The organism is Streptomyces subrutilus (genome assembly GCF_008704535.1).
Taxonomy (GTDB): Bacteria; Actinomycetota; Actinomycetes; order Streptomycetales; family Streptomycetaceae; genus Streptomyces; species Streptomyces subrutilus.
This window is the reverse complement of the sequence record NZ_CP023701.1, coordinates 4040060-4058044: the sequence shown is the minus strand read 5'-3', so window position 1 is coordinate 4058044 and position 17985 is coordinate 4040060. Positions and strand designations below refer to the sequence as shown.

Here is a 17985-nt window from a genome sequence, read left to right as displayed (position 1 = left end):
CTCCGGCGGGCCGGCGGCCGTCCGCGCCGACTCCATTGCGGCCAGCCGCCGTTCCAGCTCCGCGACGCGTTCTTCGAGCTTCGCGGGGCCGAAGTCACGTCATTGCGCAATCCCGTACAACAGGCGGGCCCGCGCCGTGCGGTCACACGCCGCGGGCCCCCGGCCGGAGGGAGTCCGGCCGGGGGCCCGTGGAGGGAGCGGGTGGGGCGGGATCAGGCGAGCAGCGCCGGGATCGTCGCCTCGTGGGCCTCGCGCAGTTCGGCCAGGGGGAGGGTGAACTCGCCCTGCACCTCGATCGCGTCGCCGTCCACCACGCCGATGCGCGCGACCGGCAGGCCCCGCGCACCGCACATGTCGGTGAAGCGGAGCTCCTCGCTGCGCGGGACGGACACGACGGCCCGGCCCGCGGACTCGGAGAACAGGAAGGTGAAGGCGTCCAGCTCCTCCGGCACCACGATCCGCGCGCCGTTGCCGCCGCGCAGACAGGACTCCGTGAGGGCCTGGATCACACCGCCGTCGGACAGGTCGTGCGCGGCGTCGATCATGCCGTCGCGCGACGCCGAGATCAGGATCTCGCCGAGCAGCTTCTCGCGGCCCAGGTCCACCTTGGGCGGCAGCCCGCCCAGGTGGTCGTGGACGACCTGGGACCAGGCCGAGCCGCCGAACTCGGCGGCCGTGTCCCCGAGCAGGTAGAGCAGCTGGCCGGCCTCCGCGAACGCCATCGGCGTCCGGCGGTTGACGTCGTCGATCACACCGAGGACCGCCACGACCGGGGTCGGGTGGATCGCGCTCTCGCCCGTCTGGTTGTAGAGCGAGACGTTGCCGCCGGTCACCGGGGTGCCCAGCTCCAGGCAGCCGTCCGCGAGACCGCGGACGGCCTCGGCGAACTGCCACATGACGGCCGGGTCCTCGGGCGAGCCGAAGTTCAGGCAGTCGGAGACCGCGAGCGGCTTGGCCCCGGTCGCCGCGACGTTGCGGTACGCCTCGGCCAGCGCCAGCTGCGCGCCCGCGTACGGGTCGAGCTTGGTGAAGCGGCCGTTGCCGTCGGTGGCCATGGCCACGCCGAGGTTGGTGTCCTCGTCGATGCGGACCATGCCCGCGTCCTCGGGCTGCGACAGGACGGTGTTGCCCTGCACGAAGCGGTCGTACTGGTCGGTGACCCAGGACTTCGAGGCCTGGTTCGGGGAGGAGACCAGCGCCAGGACCTGCGCGCGCAGCTCCTCGGAGGTCTGCGGGCGCGGCAGCCGGCCCGCGTCGTCGGCCTGGAGCGCGTCCTGCCAGTCGGGACGGGCGTAGGGGCGGTGGTAGACGGGGCCCTCGTGGGCGACGGTGCCCGGGGGCACGTCCACGATCTGCTCGCCGTGCCAGAAGATCTCCAGGCGCTCGCCCTCGGTCACCTCGCCGATGACGGTGGCGATGACGTCCCACTTCTCGCAGATCTCCATGAACCGCGCGACGTGCTGCGGCTCGACGATCGCGCACATGCGCTCCTGCGACTCGCTCATGAGGATCTCCTCGGGCGAGAGCGTCGCGTCGCGCAGCGGGACGGTGTCCAGCTCGACGCGCATGCCGCCCGAACCGGCCGAGGCCAGCTCGCTGGTGGCGCAGGAGAGCCCGGCACCGCCGAGGTCCTGGATGCCCGCGACCAGCTTCTCCTTGAAGATCTCCAGGGTGCACTCGATGAGGAGCTTCTCCTGGAACGGGTCGCCGACCTGCACCGCGGGGCGCTTGGTGGGCTTGGTGTCGTCGAAGGTCTCGGACGCGAGGACCGAGACGCCGCCGATGCCGTCGCCGCCCGTGCGGGCGCCGTAGAGGATGACCTTGTTGCCGGGGCCGGAGGCCTGGGCGAGGTGGATGTCCTCGTGCTTCATCACGCCGATGCAGCCGGCGTTGACCAGCGGGTTGCCCTGGTAGCAGGCGTCGAAGACGACCTCGCCGCCGATGTTCGGCAGGCCCAGGCAGTTGCCGTAGCCGCCGATGCCCGCGACCACGCCCGGCAGCACGCGCCGGGTGTCGGGGTGGTCGGCCGCACCGAAGCGCAGCGGATCGACGACGGCGACCGGGCGGGCGCCCATGGCGAGGATGTCGCGGACGATGCCGCCGACGCCGGTGGCCGCGCCCTGGTAGGGCTCGATGTACGAGGGGTGGTTGTGCGACTCGACCTTGAAGGTGACCGCGTAGCCCTGGCCGACGTCCACGACGCCGGCGTTCTCGCCGATGCCGACGAGCATCGCGTCGTTCTCGGGGGTCTTCTCGCCGAACTGCCGGAGGTGGACCTTGCTGCTCTTGTACGAGCAGTGCTCGGACCACATGACGGAGTACATGGCGAGCTCGGCGCCCGTGGGACGGCGGCCGAGGATCTCCCGGATGCGCGCGTACTCGTCCTCCTTGAGGCCGAGTTCCTTCCAGGGCTGGGAGGCGTCGGGGGTGACGGTGGCGTTCTTGACGGTGTCGAGGCTCATGCGCTGACCAGCTTCTTCAGGACCGAGGTGAAGAACGGGAGGCCGTCGGTGCGGCCCGTCCCGATCAGCGGCTCGACCGCGTGCTCGGGGTGCGGCATGAGGCCGACGACGTTGCCCTCGGCGTTGGTGATGCCGGCGATGTCGCGCAGCGAGCCGTTCGGGTTGCCGTCGAGGTACCGGAAGGCCACGCGGCCTTCGGCCTCCAGTTCGTCGAGCGTGCGCTCGTCGGCGGTGTATCGGCCGTCCATGTTCTTCAGCGGTACGGAGATCTCCTGGCCGGCGGTGTAGTCGCCGGTCCACGCGGTCTCCGCGTTCTCCACCCGCAGCTTCTGGTCGCGGCAGACGAAGTGGAGGTGGTTGTTGCGGAGCATCGCCCCCGGCAGCAGGTGGGCCTCGGTGAGGACCTGGAAGCCGTTGCAGATGCCCAGGACGGGCATGCCGGCGCGGGCCTGCGCGATGACGGTCTCCATCACCGGCGAGAAGCGGGAGATGGCCCCGGCGCGCAGGTAGTCCCCGTAGGAGAAGCCGCCCGCGAGGACGACCGCGTCGACCTGGTGCAGGTCCTTGTCGCGGTGCCAGAGCGGGACCGGCTCGGCCCCGGCGAGCCGGACGGCGCGCAGCGAGTCACGGTCGTCGAGCGTTCCGGGGAACGTGACGACTCCGATGCGAGTGGTCACCGTCAGGCCTCGACCTTCACGGTGAAGTCTTCGATGACGGTGTTGGCGAGGAACGTTTCGGCCATCGTGTGGATGCGGTCGAGGGCGGCCTGGTCGACCGGTCCCTCCACCTCCAGTTCGAAGCGCTTCCCCTGGCGGACGTCGGAGATCCCCTCGAAGCCCAGACGCGGCAGTGCACGCTGCACCGCCTGGCCCTGGGGGTCGAGGATCTCCGGCTTGAGCATGACGTCGACTACGACGCGTGCCACTGGCACTCCCGTGTGGTGGTTGGTGCGAAGGCGGTTCCCTCAGCGTACCCGGCGAAAATTTCTACGCGGGTAGATATCCTTCGATCGTGATCGTCCGGGACATTGGGCTTCACCAACGCTTCGCAAAATCCGCCGGAAAACCACGTGCCCGGGATTGCGGCGGGACACGCGGAGACAATTAACTGGGCTTCGCAATACAAAGGGAATCGGGGTACAAAGGAATCACCCGGAGCAAGTGGCATTTGTCGCTTCGCAACGGTGCGGTAAAGATGCAATGCTCCGAAACATCCACACAGGCGACATCACCGGGCACAGCGCCGGTGGCGTCGCACGAAGGGACCGATATCCGTGGCGCAGCGCGTAGTAGTCACGCTCTCCGACGACATCGACGGCGGAGAAGCGGCGGAAACGGTCGTGTTCTCCCTGGACGGTAAGTCGTACGAGATCGACCTCAATGCGGCCAACGCAAAGAAACTGCGGAAGGGCCTCGCCCCCTTCGTGGCCGCCGGGCGGCGCCAGTCCCGCTCGGGGAAGGCCTTCAAGCACACGTCCATCGCGCCCGACCCGGCGGTCGTCCGGGCCTGGGCCCGCGCCAACCAGCACGAGGTGCCGCCGCGCGGCCGCATCCCCAAGAGGATCTACGAGGCCTACAACGCGGCCCACTGAGAGCCGATTTGCCATCCACCCCCCTCCGTCGGCTAGTGTGTGGATCACGCCGAGGGGCCAGACCGCAGGTCAAAGCCCCACAGGTCGTGCGGGTGTAGTTCAGTAGTAGAACATCCTCCTTCCAGGAGGAAGGCGCAGTGTGCGATCCCTGTCACCCGCTCTGCAACGCAATACCGACCACCTCGGTGGATCAGGTAGAGTGATGCACGCATTGCCCACGCGGTAGTTTCGCGCGGTGCTTGCGGACGTAGCTCAGTTGGTAGAGCACCACCTTGCCAAGGTGGATGTCGCGCGTTCGAGTCGCGTCGTCCGCTCGGATGGAAGGCCCCGGTCATTGCGACCGGGGCCTTCTTCGTGTTTCCCCGCACTGCGCCGCACCGTCTTTTCGCGCCGGCGGCCCCGGCCCCGGTGCTCCCTGACAAATGTCATCGCCGCTCGTGACAGCGCGCACTGCCGGCCGGTCCGGGCCGGGCCGAGGCTTGGACCATGACTGACACCGTGATCGACGTCGAGGGCCTGCGCCGCGGCTACGCCGGCGGCTTCGAGGCCGTCCGAGGCGTCTCCTTCTCCGTGGAGCGCGGCGAGATCTTCGCCCTGCTCGGGACCAACGGCGCCGGCAAGACCTCCACCGTCGAACTGCTGGAGGGACTGGCCGCCCCGACCGGCGGACGGGTGCGCGTCTTCGGACTCGACCCGTACACCCGGCGGGCGGACGTCCGCCCCCGGACCGGGGTCATGCTCCAGGAGGGCGGCTTCCCCTCCGACCTGACGGTCGCCGAGACCGTCCGGATGTGGAGCGGGGTCACCAGCGCCGCCCGGCCGGCGCCCGAGGTGCTGGAGCTGGTCGGGCTCGGCGCGCGCTCCGCCGTACGGGTCACACAGCTGTCCGGCGGCGAACGGCGCCGCCTCGACCTGGCGATGGCCCTGCTGGGCCGGCCCGAGGTGCTCTTCCTGGACGAGCCGACCACCGGCATGGACCCCGAGGGCCGCCGCGACACCTGGGCCCTCGTCCGCGAACTGCGCGCCCAGGGCACCACCGTGCTGCTGACCACGCACTACCTGGAGGAGGCCGAGGAGCTCGCGGACCGGCTCGGGATCCTGCACGAGGGGGAGCTCGTGCTCTCCGGCACCCCGGCCGAGGTGACCGCCACCCGGCCGGCCCGCATCCGCTTCACCCTGCCCGAAGGGATGCCGGCCGGCCGGCTGCCGCTGGCGCTGCACGCCGCCGCGCACGGGCGGCAGGTGGAGATCCGTACCGGGCGGCTCCAGGCCGACCTGGGCGCACTGCTGCGCTGGGCCCACGACACCGGGGTCGAGCTGGCCGGGCTGGACGCCCGGTCCGCGTCCCTGGAGGAGGCCTTCCTGGAGATCGCCCGGGACCGCCGGCGCGCGGCCGGCCGGAGCGGCGGGGCGGACGGCACGACCGAGGGCGCGGGCGACGCGGCCGACACCACGATGGCGAGGACCCGATGACCGCACTGTCCCTGAAGCCCGCACGGCTCGCGGCGCTCGGCCGCAGCGAACTCACCCTGCTCGTGCGCAACCGGGCCGCGCTGAGCGTGGCGCTGCTGCTGCCGCTGGTGATGGTCTTCGTCCTGCGCTCCACCCTGACCGGCCCGCAGGACGCGGCCGCGCTCGGCGAGGCCACCCTGACCGGCGGGATCGGGATGGTGCTGGTCCTCGTCGTCTACATGAACCTGGTCTCCGCCTACGTGGCGCGGCGCGAGGAGCTCGTGCTGAAGCGGCTGCGCACCGGCGAGGCGCGCGACTTGGAGATCCTCGCCGGGACCGCGCTGCCCGCGACGGTCCTCGCCCTCGGCCAGATCGCCGTCCTCGTCGCCGCCGGGGCCGCAGCCCTGGACGTACGGCTGCCGCGCAATCCCCCGCTGGTCCTCGCGGCCGTCCTCGCGGGCATCCTGCTGCTGGCCGGGCTGTCGGCGCTGACCAGCTCCTTCACCCGCAACGTGGAGAGCGCGGGCATCACCACCCTGCCGCTGTTCCTGCTGACGGCCCTCGGCTCCGGGCTCTTCCTGCCCGTGGACGCGCTGCCCGACGCGCTGGTCCCGGTCTGCGAACTGCTGCCGCTGAGCGGCGTGATGACCCTGGTGCGGGCCGGCTGGTCGGGCGGGGCGCAGGGCGGTGACCTGCTGGCGGCCGGGCTGACCACGCTGGCCTGGGCGGGGATAACGGTGTTTGCTGTGCAGCGGTGGTTCCGCTGGGAACCGCGGCGCTAGGGCGCGGGACGAGCGAGGCGGGGAGACGGAGCCGTGTCGAAGCTGACCGGGTGGTGGCGCGACCGGAGCAGTGCGGGGAAGGTCGAGCTGTACACCCGCTGGTCCTTCCACTTCTTCGTGCTGCTCGAAATCACGACCGTCGGGCTGGCTCCGCTCGGGTCCGTGCCCGGCGACCTGTCGAGGGCCGTCGGGCTGTCGCTGTTCGGGATCGTGTGCGTGCAGTCCGTCCTGTGCGGGGTGCTCTCCTCCCGGGCCCTGGACTGGGTGGTGGAGCGGCGCGCGCGGCCGGTGCGGCTCGCTGCGGCCACGCTCGCCGTGACGGCCGGCGCGTCGCTGGCGGTGCTCCTGCTGGACGGGGCCGGCCTGACCGGGCCCCCGCAGGTGACGCCGACCCTCCTGGTGGGCATGGCCTGCTTCACCGCGGGTTCCGTGGTGCTGTGCCTGCCCCGGGTCCGCCACATGCTGTACCTCGCCCCCGGTCTGGCGGTGGCCGCGGCTGCCGGGATCGCGTTGGTGGGCCGGTCGGCCGGCGAGGCCGTCGGGTACGGGGCCGCGGTGCTGCTGAGCTCCTTCTTCCTCGCGGCCGCCTGCGGGTTCTCGGCGTGGCTGGTGCGCACGGTCCGGGAACTGGACCGCTCGCGCGAGCTCCAGGCCCAGCTGGCGGTCGCCGAGGAGCGGCTGCGCTTCGGCCGCGACCTGCACGACGTGATGGGCCGCAACCTGGCGGTGATCGCCCTCAAGAGCGAGCTGGCGGTCCAGCTGGCCCGGCGCGAACGCCCCGAGGCGGTGGAGCAGATGATCGAGGTGCAGCGCATCGCCCGGGAGTCCCAGCGCGAGGTGCGGGACGTGGTGCGCGGCTACCGCGCGGCCGATCTGGCGGTGGAGCTGGAGGGCGCCCGGGGCGTGCTCAGCGCGGCGGGGATCGACTGCCGGGTGGAGCTGCGCGAGCGGCGGCCGCTGCCCCCGGCCGTGCAGTCGGCCCTGGGCTGGGTGGTGCGCGAGGCCACCACGAACGTGCTCCGGCACGGCGAACCCCGGCACTGCGTGATCCGGCTGGCGGCGGCCGACGCGGGCGCGGACCTGGTGCTGACCGTGGAGAACGACGGCGCGGCCGCGGTCGCGGCGCCGGACGGCCGCGCGCCCGGCTCGGGCCTGGCCGGGCTGCGGGAGCGACTGGCCGCGGTGGAGGGCACCCTGGAGGCCGGGCCGGTGCCCGGGGGCCGCTTCCGGGTCCGCGCGCAGGTCCCCGCGAGGTGCCTGGCCGGCGGGATCGGGGGCCGGGCGCGCGGGGACGGCGGCCGGAGCGACGAGGACGAAGAGAAGGAAGAGGGGGTGCGGGCGTGAGCCCCGTACGCGTGCTGCTCGCCGATGACGAGCACCTGATCCGCGGGGCGCTGGCCGCGCTGCTCGGACTGGAGGACGATCTGCTGGTGGTGGCGGAGGCGGCGTCCGGGCCGGAGGCGCTGGCGATGGCGCGGGCCCACCGGCCGGACGTGGCGGTGCTGGACCTCCAGATGCCGGGGGCGGACGGTGTGAGCGTGGCCACATCGCTGCGGACCGAGCTGCCCGACTGCAAGACCATGATCGTGACCAGTCACGGGCGTCCCGGCCACCTGAAGCGGGCCCTGGCGGCGGGGGTGCGCGCCTTCGCGCCGAAGACGGTCTCGGCGCAGCGGCTGGCCGAGCTGATCCGCACCGTGCACGCCGGAGGCCGTTACGTGGACCCGGAGTTGGCGGCCGACGCGATCAGCGCGGGGGACTCGCCGCTCACCGCCCGGGAGGCCGAGGTGCTGGAACTCGCGGCGGACGGGGCACCGGTCGCGGAGATCGCGGAGCGGGCCGCGCTCTCGCAGGGGACGGTACGGAACTACCTGTCCTCGGCGGCGACGAAGCTGGGCGCCGAGAACCGGCACACGGCAGTGCGTCTCGCACGCGAGCGGGGTTGGGTATAGTAGGTCTCGCCTTACGGCGCTTGCGGACATAGCTCAGTTGGTAGAGCACCACCTTGCCAAGGTGGATGTCGCGCGTTCGAGTCGCGTTGTCCGCTCCATCGGAGAAGCCCCCCGGTCCTGTGACCGGGGGGCTTCCTCGTGTTCGGCGCGGGTGGCCCCGCGGGCCTCAGACCCAGGTGAGGCCGGTGAGCCGCTCGTACGCCTCGATGTACTTGGCGCGGGTCTGCTCGACGACCTCCTGCGGGAGGGCGGGCGGCGGCAGTTCGGCCGTACGGTCCCAGCCGGAGGCCGGGGAGGCCAGCCAGTCGCGGACGAACTGCTTGTCGAAGGACGGCTGCGCGCGGCCCGGCTTCCACTGGTCGGCGGGCCAGAAGCGGGAGGAGTCCGGGGTCAGCACCTCGTCGCCGGCGACCAGCGTGCCGTCCGCGTCGAAGCCGAACTCGAACTTGGTGTCGGCCAGGATGATGCCGCGGTCGCGGGCGATGTTCCGGGCGCGGCTGTAGACGGCCAGGGTGGTCTGGCGCAGCAGGGCGGCCGTCTCGACGCCCGTGGTGCGCGCGACCTCCTCGTACGAGACGTTCTCGTCGTGCTCGCCGACCTCGGCCTTGGCGGCCGGAGTGAAGATCGGGCCGGGCAGCTCGGAGCCGTCCACCAGGCCCTCGGGGAGGCCCAGGCCGCAGACCGTGCGGGTCCGGTCGTACTCGGCGAGGCCGGACCCGGTGAGGTAGCCGCGGGCCACGCACTCGACCGGGACCATGGTCAGGCTCTTGCAGACCAGTGTGCGGCCGGCCCAGTCGGCGGGGGCGCCGTCGGGCAGTTCGGTGCCGATGACGTGGTTCGGGACCAGGTCGACCAGCTGCTCGAACCACCAGAGCGAGAGCCGGGTCAGGACGCGGCCCTTGTCCGGGATCTCGGTGGGGAGCACCCAGTCGAAGGCGGAGATGCGGTCACTGGCGACCATGACGAGATTGCCGTCGCCGTCGCGGTAGAGGTCGCGGACCTTGCCGGTGTGGAGGTGGACGAGGCCGGGCACCTGGACCGGCTCGGGCTTTTCGACGAATCCGGACACGGGATCTCCCTGTGGTTCTGTACGAGCGCAGGGCCATTCTCCCGTACCGGGGCCGGTGCCCGGGCACGGGGCTCGGCGCGCCGGGCGCGCCGGCCCGGGCGGGGGCGGTCAGTCCCGTTTGCAGATCCGGTCGAGGAGGTTGGCCGTGGCCCGCTGGACCCGTTCGTCGACGTGGCCGGGGCGGTCGAGCGAGGGGGACCAGGCGAAGGTGCCCGACGCGAAGACCAGGGCGCCGCTGGGGGCCCGGTAGAGGGAGGTCTCCTGGTGGCGGCGGTGGCCCTCGCCGTCGAGGTACGGGGAGTGCGCGAGCAGGATGCGGTCCTGGTGCACGGGGAGCTGGGTGCGCGGGAAGTAACGGTCCGCCTCGCCCGCGACCAGGCCGGGGAGCTCGTCGTTCTCGGTGGCTCCGGTGGAGTCCCACAGCCAGTGCGTGGCGTTGCGCACGATCAGCGGCGCGGGTTCGGGGACCCGGCCCGCGTACTGGATGCCGAGCAGCTGCTGTTCGGGGCGGTCGACCTCGCGCCAGAGGCTGGCGCGGCCGGGGCCGCGCCGTTTGCGGCAGGTGAGGAGCCGGTCGTCGACGCCGGAGGGCGAGGGGCCGAGCTCGACCTGCCAGTACATGGTGTTGGCGGAGAGGAAGACGAGGGAGGTGCCGTGGTCGCGGGCGCGCTCGACGGTGCGGCGCATGGGCGCCGACCAGTACTCGTCGTGGCCGGGGAAGACCAGGCCGCGGTAGCGGGTGGGGTCGATGCGTCCGGCGTGCAGGTCGCGGGTGTCGGCGTAGGCGAGGTCGTAGCCGTAGCGCTCGGCCCAGCGGATGAAGTCGTAGGCGTGGCCGACGTGCAGGGGCAGGCCGGCGCCCGCGTAGGGGCGGTCGAAGGAGACGGTGATGGCGGCGTCGCGCTCGCCGAGCAGCCGGCCGTCCTCGTCCCAGGCGTGGTAGAGGCTGGCGCCGGTGTGGCCGTCCTCCGGGTAGAGGTTGTAGGCCTGCCAGGTGATGTCGGGCAGCAGGAGCAGGAGGTCGGCGGGGTGGTCGTCGCGGACCGTGAAGGGGATGTGGGAGCGGTAGCCGTCGGCGGTCGTCAGGACGGCGACGTACGCGCCGACGCTCCAGTACGAGGGGACCTGCAGCCGCCAGGACATCCACCAGTGGTGGCAGGAGACGGTGCGGTCGGCGGTCAGCGGGGCCGGCTGGACGATGCCGGACAGCCGCGGACTGGTGGTGATCTTGGAGGCTCCGTCGCCGCCGTAGTGGCCGATGCGGTAGACGTCGACGGAGAACTGCTGGGGCGGGTCGACGGTGATGTGGAAGTCGATGGCCTCGCCGGGGGTGACCGCGCCGGTGGAGGTGAAGCCCTTGATCTGGCGGTGCACGTCGTCGGCGGTCCGGGGGCCGCCGGCGCCCCGGGCGCGCGGGATCCGGCCGGTTCCGGCGGCCGGGTCCACGTACCAGGGCACGACGTGGCCGGTGTCGTCGAAGTAGAGCTCGCTGCCCCGGAACCACGGCAGGGGGCCCTGACCGAAGGGATCGCTCACCGCGTGCGCGAGCGCACCTGACTCCCAACGCCGGATCTGGTCCGCACCCATGATCGCTCCCCTCCCTCGCTCCCCCGGACGGGCATCGCCTGGCCGGTGCGCGGCACTGTTTCCGGACACGGTTTCCGGTCAGCGGCCGCGACCCGGTCCCAGCACATCACATAACGCGCTCACTCCGTCACCGTTCGTCGCGAATCGATGTGAACGGAACATCGACGTCCGCTTGCACCCGCGCGCCGGGTCCGGGCGCGGGAGGGGCCGGTGCCGGGGCCGGTCACACGAGGCGGACCGGCTTCTCCGGGCGGACGCCCAGCTCCGCGAGCCAGTCCCGCAGGGGCGCCGCGTCGCCGTCCTCGACCAGGGACAGCACGCGGGGCGCCAGATCGGTGCGTCGCTCGCCCCCGACGAGCAGGACCGGGCCGTCGAGCCAGTCCAGCCCGGGGCCCGCACCGGCCGAGTCCACGGCAGCGCAGCACACCATCGCGGTGACGTGGTCGGCCAGCAGGTCCCGCCCGCTGCGGGGCGGCTGGAGCGGGAAGAGCGGTACGGCGTCCGCGCCGCGGGCCTTCCCGGCTCCGGCGGCGGCCGAACCGGCGGCCCGCTCCTCGCGCGCCACGTCCCCGCTGAGCCGGCCGGCCAGCGCCTCCCCGGCCGCACCGTCGCCGGCCGGGTCCGTGAGGTAGCCGAGCACCCGCTCCAGCGTGGGCCCGGCGAAGACGTCGGCGGCCGGGAGGGGCGCGGGGTCAGGGGCGGCGGGAGGCGGAGCGGACGGGGAGGCCGGGGCACGGACGGCCGGGGCCGGCGGGGCGAGGGGGGCGCCCGAGGCGACCCGGTTCGCCGGTACGGCCGCCGGCGCCGCCGGGAGGGACGCGCCCGCGCCGGGCGCCGAGGCGGCTCGGGCCTCTCCGGCCGCGGGGCCGGGCGGGGGCGACGGGGCGCCGGCGGGGCCGGGGGCGCCCGCCGGGAAGGCCAGGGCGTCCAGGGCCGCGTGGAGGCGGGCCGCCTCCGTGCGCCACTTGCGGTCCACGACCTCCTCCGGGTACGCCGTCCAGTCCACCGGGGACCAGTCGGGCCCGGACTCGGCGGGACCGCCGTGGAAGAGCCGGGCGGCCAGCAGGGAGGTCGCCTCGTCGATCGCCCCGGGCGAGTCCAGCAGGTCGCAGGCGGGCCGCTCGCCGAGCCGTGACGTGAAGCCCTCCGCCAGCCGGTCGCGGCGGGACAGCTCGGTCAGCGCGGAGACGACCCCCGCGTCCAGGTGCGCCGGCCAGCGGCCCATCCGCCAGGCGGGCAGCGCGACCCGGGTCAGCAGCCGGTCCCAGCCCGCGTAGGCGAGGCCGACCTGCTCCTGGGCGACGATGCGCAGCCCGTAGTCCACACCCTGTGCACGATCGGAGGCGGCCGCGGCCACCCCGCGCTCCATCTCGGCGGCGTCCACCCGGCACAGCCGCAGCAGCAGCCGCGCGGGCACGGCGATCCAGCCCAGGCCGGGCCGGCCGCCCACGTCCACGGCGGCGTCCAGGCCCCGGACGAACCCCCGGGCGTCGGCTATGTCGGGGTGCGCGGAAGGTCCCGTGCCGGCGACGACCGGGGCCAGCACGGCCCGCAGCTCCGCCACGCGCATCCACCACAGGAACGGCGAGCCGATGACCAGCACGGGAGCGGCGCCGGGCACGGTCTCGGGCCCGGTCGTCGCACCGCCGCGGCGGTGCGCGGCGTGCGTGCGGTCCTCCAGCCAGCTGTCGCAGTCCGGGGTCAGGGCTATCGCGGACGGGGCCGGGACGTCCATCCGGTCGGCCAGGTCCCGTACGAGCCGGTAGAGGTCGGGGGCGGCGGCCTCCGACAGCGGCACGGTCGGGGTCACGGCCGGGCTCGCCCGGAGCACGACCGCGCCGAAGGCCGCGCCGACGAGCAGGACGAGCGCGGCGGCCGCGCAGACGGCGAGGGTCACCGCGGGCCAGGGATCGGCGGCCAGGCGGCCGGTCGCCCGGGCCGCCACCAGCACCACCGCGACGGCGGCGGGCAGCAGTACGGCGGCCAGGGCCCTGCTGCGTACGCGCAGCACGGCCAAGGCGCGGGAACGCGCGGACGGCACGCCCACTTCCATGATCGAACCGGTTCCGGACACGGCCGGACCTCACCCCCTCTGCCCTGCGGCGGCTTTGCTCACTCCCCCACTGTGACACCCGCCACCGACACCGCAATGCCGGTGGGCCAAGTGCCGGAATGCTTGCGCCGCACCCTAGTTGGGGTGCGGGCGGCCGTCAGGCAGTCCGGGTGACGATCACCCGATGGAATGGCTTTGGGTAAAGCTGGGTGCGTTCGAACGCGGCCGGATGCAATCGTCCGCGGACACGCCTGCGGGCCCGGGCGCACCTCCTGCGCACCGGACCCGCGGGTTCACTTCGTCGCCGCTCAGCGGCCTTCGGCCGCCTTGGCGGCGATGTCCGTGCGGTGCTGCGCACCGTCGAGCCGGATCCGCGCCACCGCCTTATACGCCCTCTCCCGGGCCTGCACCAGATCAGAACCGGTCGCCGTCACCGACAGCACGCGGCCGCCCGCGCTGACCACCCGGTCGCCGTCGCGCGCGGTCCCGGCGTGCAGCACGTACGCGTCGGGCGCGTCCTGCTCGGCCACCTCGGCCAGGCCCTCGATCGGGTCCCCGGTGCGCGGGGTCTCGGGGTAGTCGCGGGAGGCGATGACCACCGTGACGGCGGCCTCGTCGCGCCAGCTGAGCGGGGGCTCGGCGTCCAGGGTGCCCTTGGCGGCGTTCAGCAGCACGCTCGCGAGCGGGGTGCGCAGCCGGGCCAGCACGACCTGGGTCTCGGGGTCGCCGAAGCGGGCGTTGAACTCGATGACCCGGGTGCCGCGGCCGGTGATGGCCAGGCCGGCGTAGAGCAGGCCGGAGAAGGGGGTGCCGCGGTGGCGCAGCTCGTCGACGGTGGGCTGCAGGACGAGCTCCATGACCTCGTCGACCAGCTTGGGGTCGGCCCAGGGCAGCGGGGAGTACGCCCCCATGCCGCCGGTGTTGGGGCCGGCGTCGCCGTCGAGCGCGCGCTTGAAGTCCTGTGCGGGCTGCAACGGCAGGACGGTGACCCCGTCGGTGATGGCGAAGAGGGAGACCTCGGGGCCGTCGAGGTACTCCTCGATGACGACCCGGCCGCAGGCCAGGGCGTGCGCGCGGGCGGCGGCCCGGTCCTCGGTGACCACGACGCCCTTGCCGGCGGCGAGGCCGTCGTCCTTGACCACGTACGGGGCGCCGAAGGCGTCGAGGGCCGCGTCCACCTCCTCGGGGGTGGTGCACACGTAGCTGCGGGCGGTCGGGACGCCGGCGGCGGCCATCACGTCCTTGGCGAAGGCCTTGGAGCCCTCCAGCTGGGCCGCCGCCGCGGACGGGCCGAAGCAGGGGATGCCGGCCGCGCGGACGCTGTCGGCGACGCCGGCGACCAGCGGCGCCTCCGGGCCGACGACGACGAGGCCGGCGCCGAGTTCGGCGGCCAGCCGGGCCACGGCGGTGCCGTTGAGGGCGTCGACCGGGCGCAGCTCGGCCACCTCGGCGATCCCGGCGTTGCCGGGAGCGCAGTAGAGCGCGGAGACGTCGGGGTCGAGGGACAGAGAGCGGCACAGGGCGTGTTCGCGGGCGCCGCCGCCGATGACGAGGACCTTCACGCTGCTCAGCCTAGCCCGGACGGCGCAGCCGGATTCGTGCGGCCACCCAAGTACGGTGCCCTACTCGTTCGTGTATTCCTCCACAACCGTCGCTCCGAGCTCGCGCACGATGAGGTCGTGGCCCGTCAGCGCGCTGTCGACGAGGTCGGGATCGTCCTCCTCCGGGACGTCGTCCTCGGGCGACACCGGCGGGGGCGCCTGGCGTACGGGAGGTTGCGGGGCGGAAGCCGACTGCTGGTGCTGCGGGGGCTGCTGCGGCGACTGCCGGGCGGGCTGCGACTCCTGCGGCGGGTACTGCGGGGCCTGGGCCTGCTGCGGGGGCGGCGGGCTGTACGCGGGGGCGGCCGGCGCACCGTACGCCGAGGAGACGGCGGGCGCGGGGCCGCCGCCGCCGACCACGGCCTCGATCTTCCAGTTGACCTGGAACTGCTCGGCGAGCACCGCCTTGAGGACGTCCTCGCTGCCACTGCTGGCGAAGTTGTCGCGGGCTCCGGCGTTGGGGAAGCCGAGCTGGAGGGTGGTGCCGTCGAAACCGGCGACCTGGGCGTTCTGGCTGAGCAGGATCCAGGTGAAGCGGCGCCGGTTCTTGACGGCCTCCAGCACGGACGGCCACATCGCCTGGACCTGCCCGGCGCCGGCGGCCATGCCGGGGGAGGGCGCGGGCGCCGCGGCCGGGGCGGCGGCGTGCGCGGCGGGGGCCGGTGCGGGCGCCGCGGGCGCGCCCTGGCCGGGCGCGGCCGCGCTGGGCCAGGCGCCGGCGGTGGGAGCGGGGGCGGCCTGGGCGGGCGCGGCCTGCGGGGCGGCTCCGGGCCAGGCACCGGGTGCACCGCCGCCGGGCTGCGCGGCTCCGGGCCAGGCGCCGGGGGCGGGGCCGGCCGGGGCCGCCGGGGCGGCGGGCGCGGGGTGGGTGTGGGGGGGCCCGGCGGGGGCCGGGTGCGCGGCCGGCTCGGGCGGTGCGGGGGCCCGTACCGGCGCGGGGGCGGCCTCGGGCTCGGCGGCCTGCGCGGCGGCGCGGGCCGCGGCGGGGCCTCCGCCGGGGCCGGCCGGGGCCATGGCGTGGGCCTCGGGACCGGGCACGTACCCCATGGCGGGCTGCGGCACGGCGGGCGCGGCGGCCGCGGCCAAGGCCAGGCCCGCGCCGCCGCGCTCCAGCCGGTCGAGCCGGGCCTGGAGGGAGCGCTCGTCGTCGAAGGCGGCGGGCAGCAGCACGCGGGCGCAGATGAGCTCCAGCTGGAGCCGGGGAGAGGTGGCGCCGCGCATCTCGGTGAGCCCGGTGTTGACCAGGTCGGCGGCGCGCGACAGCTCGGCGGCCCCGAAGACGGAGGCCTGGGCCTGCATCCGCTCCACCACGTCGACGGGGGCGTCGATCAGGCCCTTCTCCCCGGCGTCGGGCACGGCGGCCAGGATCACCAGGTCGCGCAGCCGCTCCAGCAGGTCGGCGACGAAGCGGCGCGGGTCGTTTCCGCCCTCGACCACCCGGTCGACGACCTCGAAGGCGGCGGCCCCGTCCCCGGCGGCGAAGGCGTCCACGACGGAGTCGAGCAGCGACCCGTCCGTGTAGCCGAGCAGGGAGGTGGCCATGGCGTACGTCACACCGTCGTCGGCGGCGCCGGCCAGCAGCTGGTCCATGACGGACATCGAGTCGCGGACGGACCCGGCGCCGGCGCGCACGACGAGCGGCAGCACCCCGTCCTCGACCTTGGCGCCCTCGCGGCCGCAGACCTCGCCCAGGTACTCACGCAGGGTGCCGGGCGGGACCAGGCGGAAGGGGTAGTGGTGCGTGCGGGACCGGATGGTCCCGATGACCTTCTCCGGCTCGGTGGTGGCGAAGATGAACTTGAGGTGCTCCGGCGGCTCCTCGACCACCTTCAGCAGGGCGTTGAAGCCCGCCGAGGTGACCATGTGCGCCTCGTCGATGATGTAGATCTTGTAGCGGCTGGAGGCGGGCCCGAAGAAGGCCTTCTCCCGCAGGTCACGGGCGTCGTCCACACCACCGTGCGAGGCGGCGTCGATCTCGATGACGTCGATGGAGCCCGGCCCGTTGCGCGCGAGGTCCTGGCAGGACTGGCACTCCCCGCACGGGGTCGGGGTGGGGCCCTGCTCGCAGTTCAGGCAGCGGGCGAGGATGCGCGCGCTGGTCGTCTTCCCGCAGCCGCGCGGACCGCTGAACAGGTACGCGTGGTTGACCCGGTTGTTCCGCAGGGCCTGCATCAGCGGTGCAGTGACATGCTCCTGACCGATGACCTCGGCGAACGACTCGGGGCGATAGCGGCGGTACAGCGCAAGGGACGACACGTATACGAGGTTATCCGGGCCCGCCGACAACGGCGGCCCGCCGCCGCCACGCGCTCCGCGCCCCGCACCGCCCCGCCCGCTTCGGCGACTCCGCGCGCGGGCCGTCCGGGGTGGCCGCCCCGGAACGCAAAGCGCCCCCCACGCACCCGCCAGAGCCCACTTACCCTTGCTGCCTTCCGGCCCTGGGGGAGTTGGGTGAGATAGCGCCACGTGAGGGGCTGGCCCCACCCTAGCGGATGCGGGGCCCCGGAATCGACCCGGACTCCGTCCCCGAAGCGGCCGGACGATCACGTTCGCGAGCACCCCTCAACGTCTTGTATTGTTTGCCGCGGAGGATTCGCCTAGTGGCCTAGGGCGCACGCTTGGAAAGCGTGTTGGGGGCAACCCCTCACGAGTTCGAATCTCGTATCCTCCGCCATTGCTCTCACCGGGCAATACGTTGAAGAGCCCCACCGCTTGCGGTGGGGCTCTTCGCGCTTCCCGGCGCACTTTTCCCCATGGTTCCCCTACCGGTGTCCGTCGCGGCCCGGGGCGCGCGCCCCGGCCCGCGCCGCGAAGGCCGCGGCGGTCGGGCGCCGTTCGGGTCCGCCGGGCGTGCGGAGCGGGGGCGGGGGGCCGAGAGCGCCGTGCTCGCCGCCGACCCGGAGGCCGTCGACCCGGACCCCGACGCGGGCGAGGGCTACTACCGGCACGTGCTGCGCGCCTACGCCGTGGACGTGCCGCGCTTCGCCGGCCGCACCGTCGGCTCCTTCGAGGCCGAGCAGAAGGCCGCCGGCCGGCGGCTCTACATCACCCGGCTGCGCCGCGCGGGCGAGATCCTCGAACACGACCCCGACACCCGGATCGAGCTCGGCGACACCCGGTCCCAGCTTCGTGCCCGGTCTGCGTAGGCGGGCTGGCCGCTGCTGCTGTGGGGCGAGGCCGTCACGACGCTGCCGCTGCCGGCCGGGTTCCTCTACGCGCACTTCGTGCAGCGGCTGCCGCTGCCGGTCCTGCTCGGCGCCCTCGCCGGGGCCCAGACCACCACCGCCGCGCTCGGCGCGCTCACGGAACGGGCGCGCAGCCAGATCCCGGCCCTGGGGACGACCGTGCCGTACGCCCTGGGCAACGTGCCGCTGACGATGCGGGGTCCGGTGATCGTCCTGCTCCGGCGGTGACGGGGCCGCGCGGCGGGAGGCCC

The 17985-nt window shown here is 74.0% G+C and carries 15 protein-coding genes, 4 tRNA genes and 1 other RNA gene; 11 read left to right on the top strand and 9 right to left on the bottom strand.

Going from position 1 to position 17985, the window contains the following annotated elements; genetic code table 11:
• Positions 1 to 212: 212 nt before the first annotated feature.
• Genes purL through purS form a run of 3 tightly spaced genes read right to left on the bottom strand, consistent with a single transcriptional unit; the run spans position 213 to position 3387 of the window.
• Positions 213 to 2462 carry a phosphoribosylformylglycinamidine synthase subunit PurL gene (gene purL / locus CP968_RS17805; protein ID WP_150518967.1) on the bottom strand — a complete coding sequence of 750 codons (2250 nt, stop codon included), beginning with the start codon at positions 2460 to 2462 and terminating at the stop codon, positions 213 to 215.
• A complete protein-coding gene (gene purQ, locus CP968_RS17800; protein ID WP_150518966.1) occupies positions 2459 to 3139 on the bottom strand; it encodes a phosphoribosylformylglycinamidine synthase subunit PurQ in 681 nt (226 codons plus the stop codon). The genes purL and purQ overlap by 4 nt, the downstream gene beginning before the upstream one ends.
• 2 nt (positions 3140 to 3141) lie before the next feature.
• Positions 3142 to 3387, bottom strand: coding sequence for a phosphoribosylformylglycinamidine synthase subunit PurS (gene purS / locus CP968_RS17795; protein ID WP_150518965.1), 246 nt, complete (start codon positions 3385 to 3387; stop codon positions 3142 to 3144).
• Between the two features lie 348 nt (positions 3388 to 3735).
• On the opposite strand from purS, the gene CP968_RS17790 reads away from it, so the two are divergent.
• From CP968_RS17790 to CP968_RS17755, 8 genes are all read left to right on the top strand, one after another.
• Positions 3736 to 4053 (top strand): histone-like nucleoid-structuring protein Lsr2, encoded by a 318-nt coding sequence (locus CP968_RS17790; protein WP_150518964.1) that lies wholly within the window; start codon positions 3736 to 3738, stop codon positions 4051 to 4053.
• A gap of 88 nt (positions 4054 to 4141) precedes the next feature.
• Positions 4142 to 4213 (top strand) — tRNA-Gly (locus tag CP968_RS17785).
• An 81-nt stretch (positions 4214 to 4294) separates the two neighbouring features.
• A tRNA-Gly gene (locus CP968_RS17780) sits at positions 4295 to 4367 on the top strand.
• 172 nt (positions 4368 to 4539) lie between these two features.
• On the top strand, positions 4540 to 5526 hold the full coding sequence (locus CP968_RS17775; protein ID WP_150518963.1) for an ABC transporter ATP-binding protein: 987 nt from the start codon (positions 4540 to 4542) through the stop codon (positions 5524 to 5526).
• Positions 5523 to 6287 (top strand): ABC transporter permease, encoded by a 765-nt coding sequence (locus CP968_RS17770; protein WP_150518962.1) that lies wholly within the window; start codon positions 5523 to 5525, stop codon positions 6285 to 6287. Before CP968_RS17775 ends, CP968_RS17770 begins: the two co-directional genes overlap by 4 nt.
• A 33-nt stretch (positions 6288 to 6320) precedes the next feature.
• A complete protein-coding gene (locus tag CP968_RS17765) occupies positions 6321 to 7631 on the top strand; it encodes a sensor histidine kinase (protein WP_150518961.1) in 1311 nt (436 codons plus the stop codon).
• Positions 7628 to 8239, top strand: a complete 612-nt coding sequence (locus CP968_RS17760) for a response regulator transcription factor (RefSeq protein ID WP_150518960.1) — start codon at positions 7628 to 7630, stop codon at positions 8237 to 8239. Before CP968_RS17765 ends, CP968_RS17760 begins: the two co-directional genes overlap by 4 nt.
• A 22-nt stretch (positions 8240 to 8261) precedes the next feature.
• Positions 8262 to 8337: transfer RNA gene (locus CP968_RS17755), tRNA-Gly, on the top strand.
• 68 nt (positions 8338 to 8405) lie between these two features.
• On the opposite strand, the gene CP968_RS17750 is transcribed toward CP968_RS17755, so the two are convergent.
• The 6 genes from CP968_RS17750 to ffs form a co-directional block, all read right to left on the bottom strand.
• Positions 8406 to 9308 carry a phosphoribosylaminoimidazolesuccinocarboxamide synthase gene (locus tag CP968_RS17750; RefSeq protein WP_150518959.1) on the bottom strand — a complete coding sequence of 301 codons (903 nt, stop codon included), beginning with the start codon at positions 9306 to 9308 and terminating at the stop codon, positions 8406 to 8408.
• 108 nt (positions 9309 to 9416) lie between these two features.
• Positions 9417 to 10895: a N,N-dimethylformamidase beta subunit family domain-containing protein gene (locus tag CP968_RS17745; protein ID WP_150518958.1), complete on the bottom strand. Its 1479-nt coding sequence runs from the start codon at positions 10893 to 10895 to the stop codon at positions 9417 to 9419.
• Positions 10896 to 11118: 223 nt separating this feature from the next.
• Positions 11119 to 12948: a M48 family metalloprotease gene (locus CP968_RS17740; protein ID WP_167536936.1), complete on the bottom strand. Its 1830-nt coding sequence runs from the start codon at positions 12946 to 12948 to the stop codon at positions 11119 to 11121.
• Positions 12949 to 13256: 308 nt separating this feature from the next.
• Positions 13257 to 14510: a phosphoribosylamine--glycine ligase gene (gene purD / locus CP968_RS17735; RefSeq protein WP_150518956.1), complete on the bottom strand. Its 1254-nt coding sequence runs from the start codon at positions 14508 to 14510 to the stop codon at positions 13257 to 13259.
• Positions 14511 to 14570: 60 nt separating this feature from the next.
• Complete coding sequence (locus CP968_RS17730) at positions 14571 to 16805, bottom strand: DNA polymerase III subunit gamma and tau (protein ID WP_150518955.1); 2235 nt, start codon at positions 16803 to 16805, stop codon at positions 14571 to 14573.
• 124 nt (positions 16806 to 16929) lie between these two features.
• Positions 16930 to 17028, bottom strand: an RNA gene (gene ffs / locus CP968_RS17725) — signal recognition particle sRNA small type.
• Between the two features lie 107 nt (positions 17029 to 17135).
• On the opposite strand from ffs, the gene CP968_RS17720 reads away from it, so the two are divergent.
• The 3 genes from CP968_RS17720 to CP968_RS34855 all read left to right on the top strand — a co-directional run bounded on the left by CP968_RS17720 (position 17136) and on the right by CP968_RS34855 (position 17962).
• Positions 17136 to 17223, top strand: a tRNA-Ser gene (locus CP968_RS17720).
• A 208-nt stretch (positions 17224 to 17431) separates the two neighbouring features.
• The gene (locus CP968_RS34860; protein WP_229886853.1) at positions 17432 to 17695 is read left to right on the top strand and encodes a hypothetical protein; all 264 of its coding nucleotides are present in this window, start codon (positions 17432 to 17434) and stop codon (positions 17693 to 17695) included.
• 12 nt (positions 17696 to 17707) lie between these two features.
• On the top strand, positions 17708 to 17962 hold the full coding sequence (locus CP968_RS34855) for an aspartate-alanine antiporter-like transporter (protein ID WP_306419953.1): 255 nt from the start codon (positions 17708 to 17710) through the stop codon (positions 17960 to 17962).
• Positions 17963 to 17985: the final 23 nt, after the last annotated feature.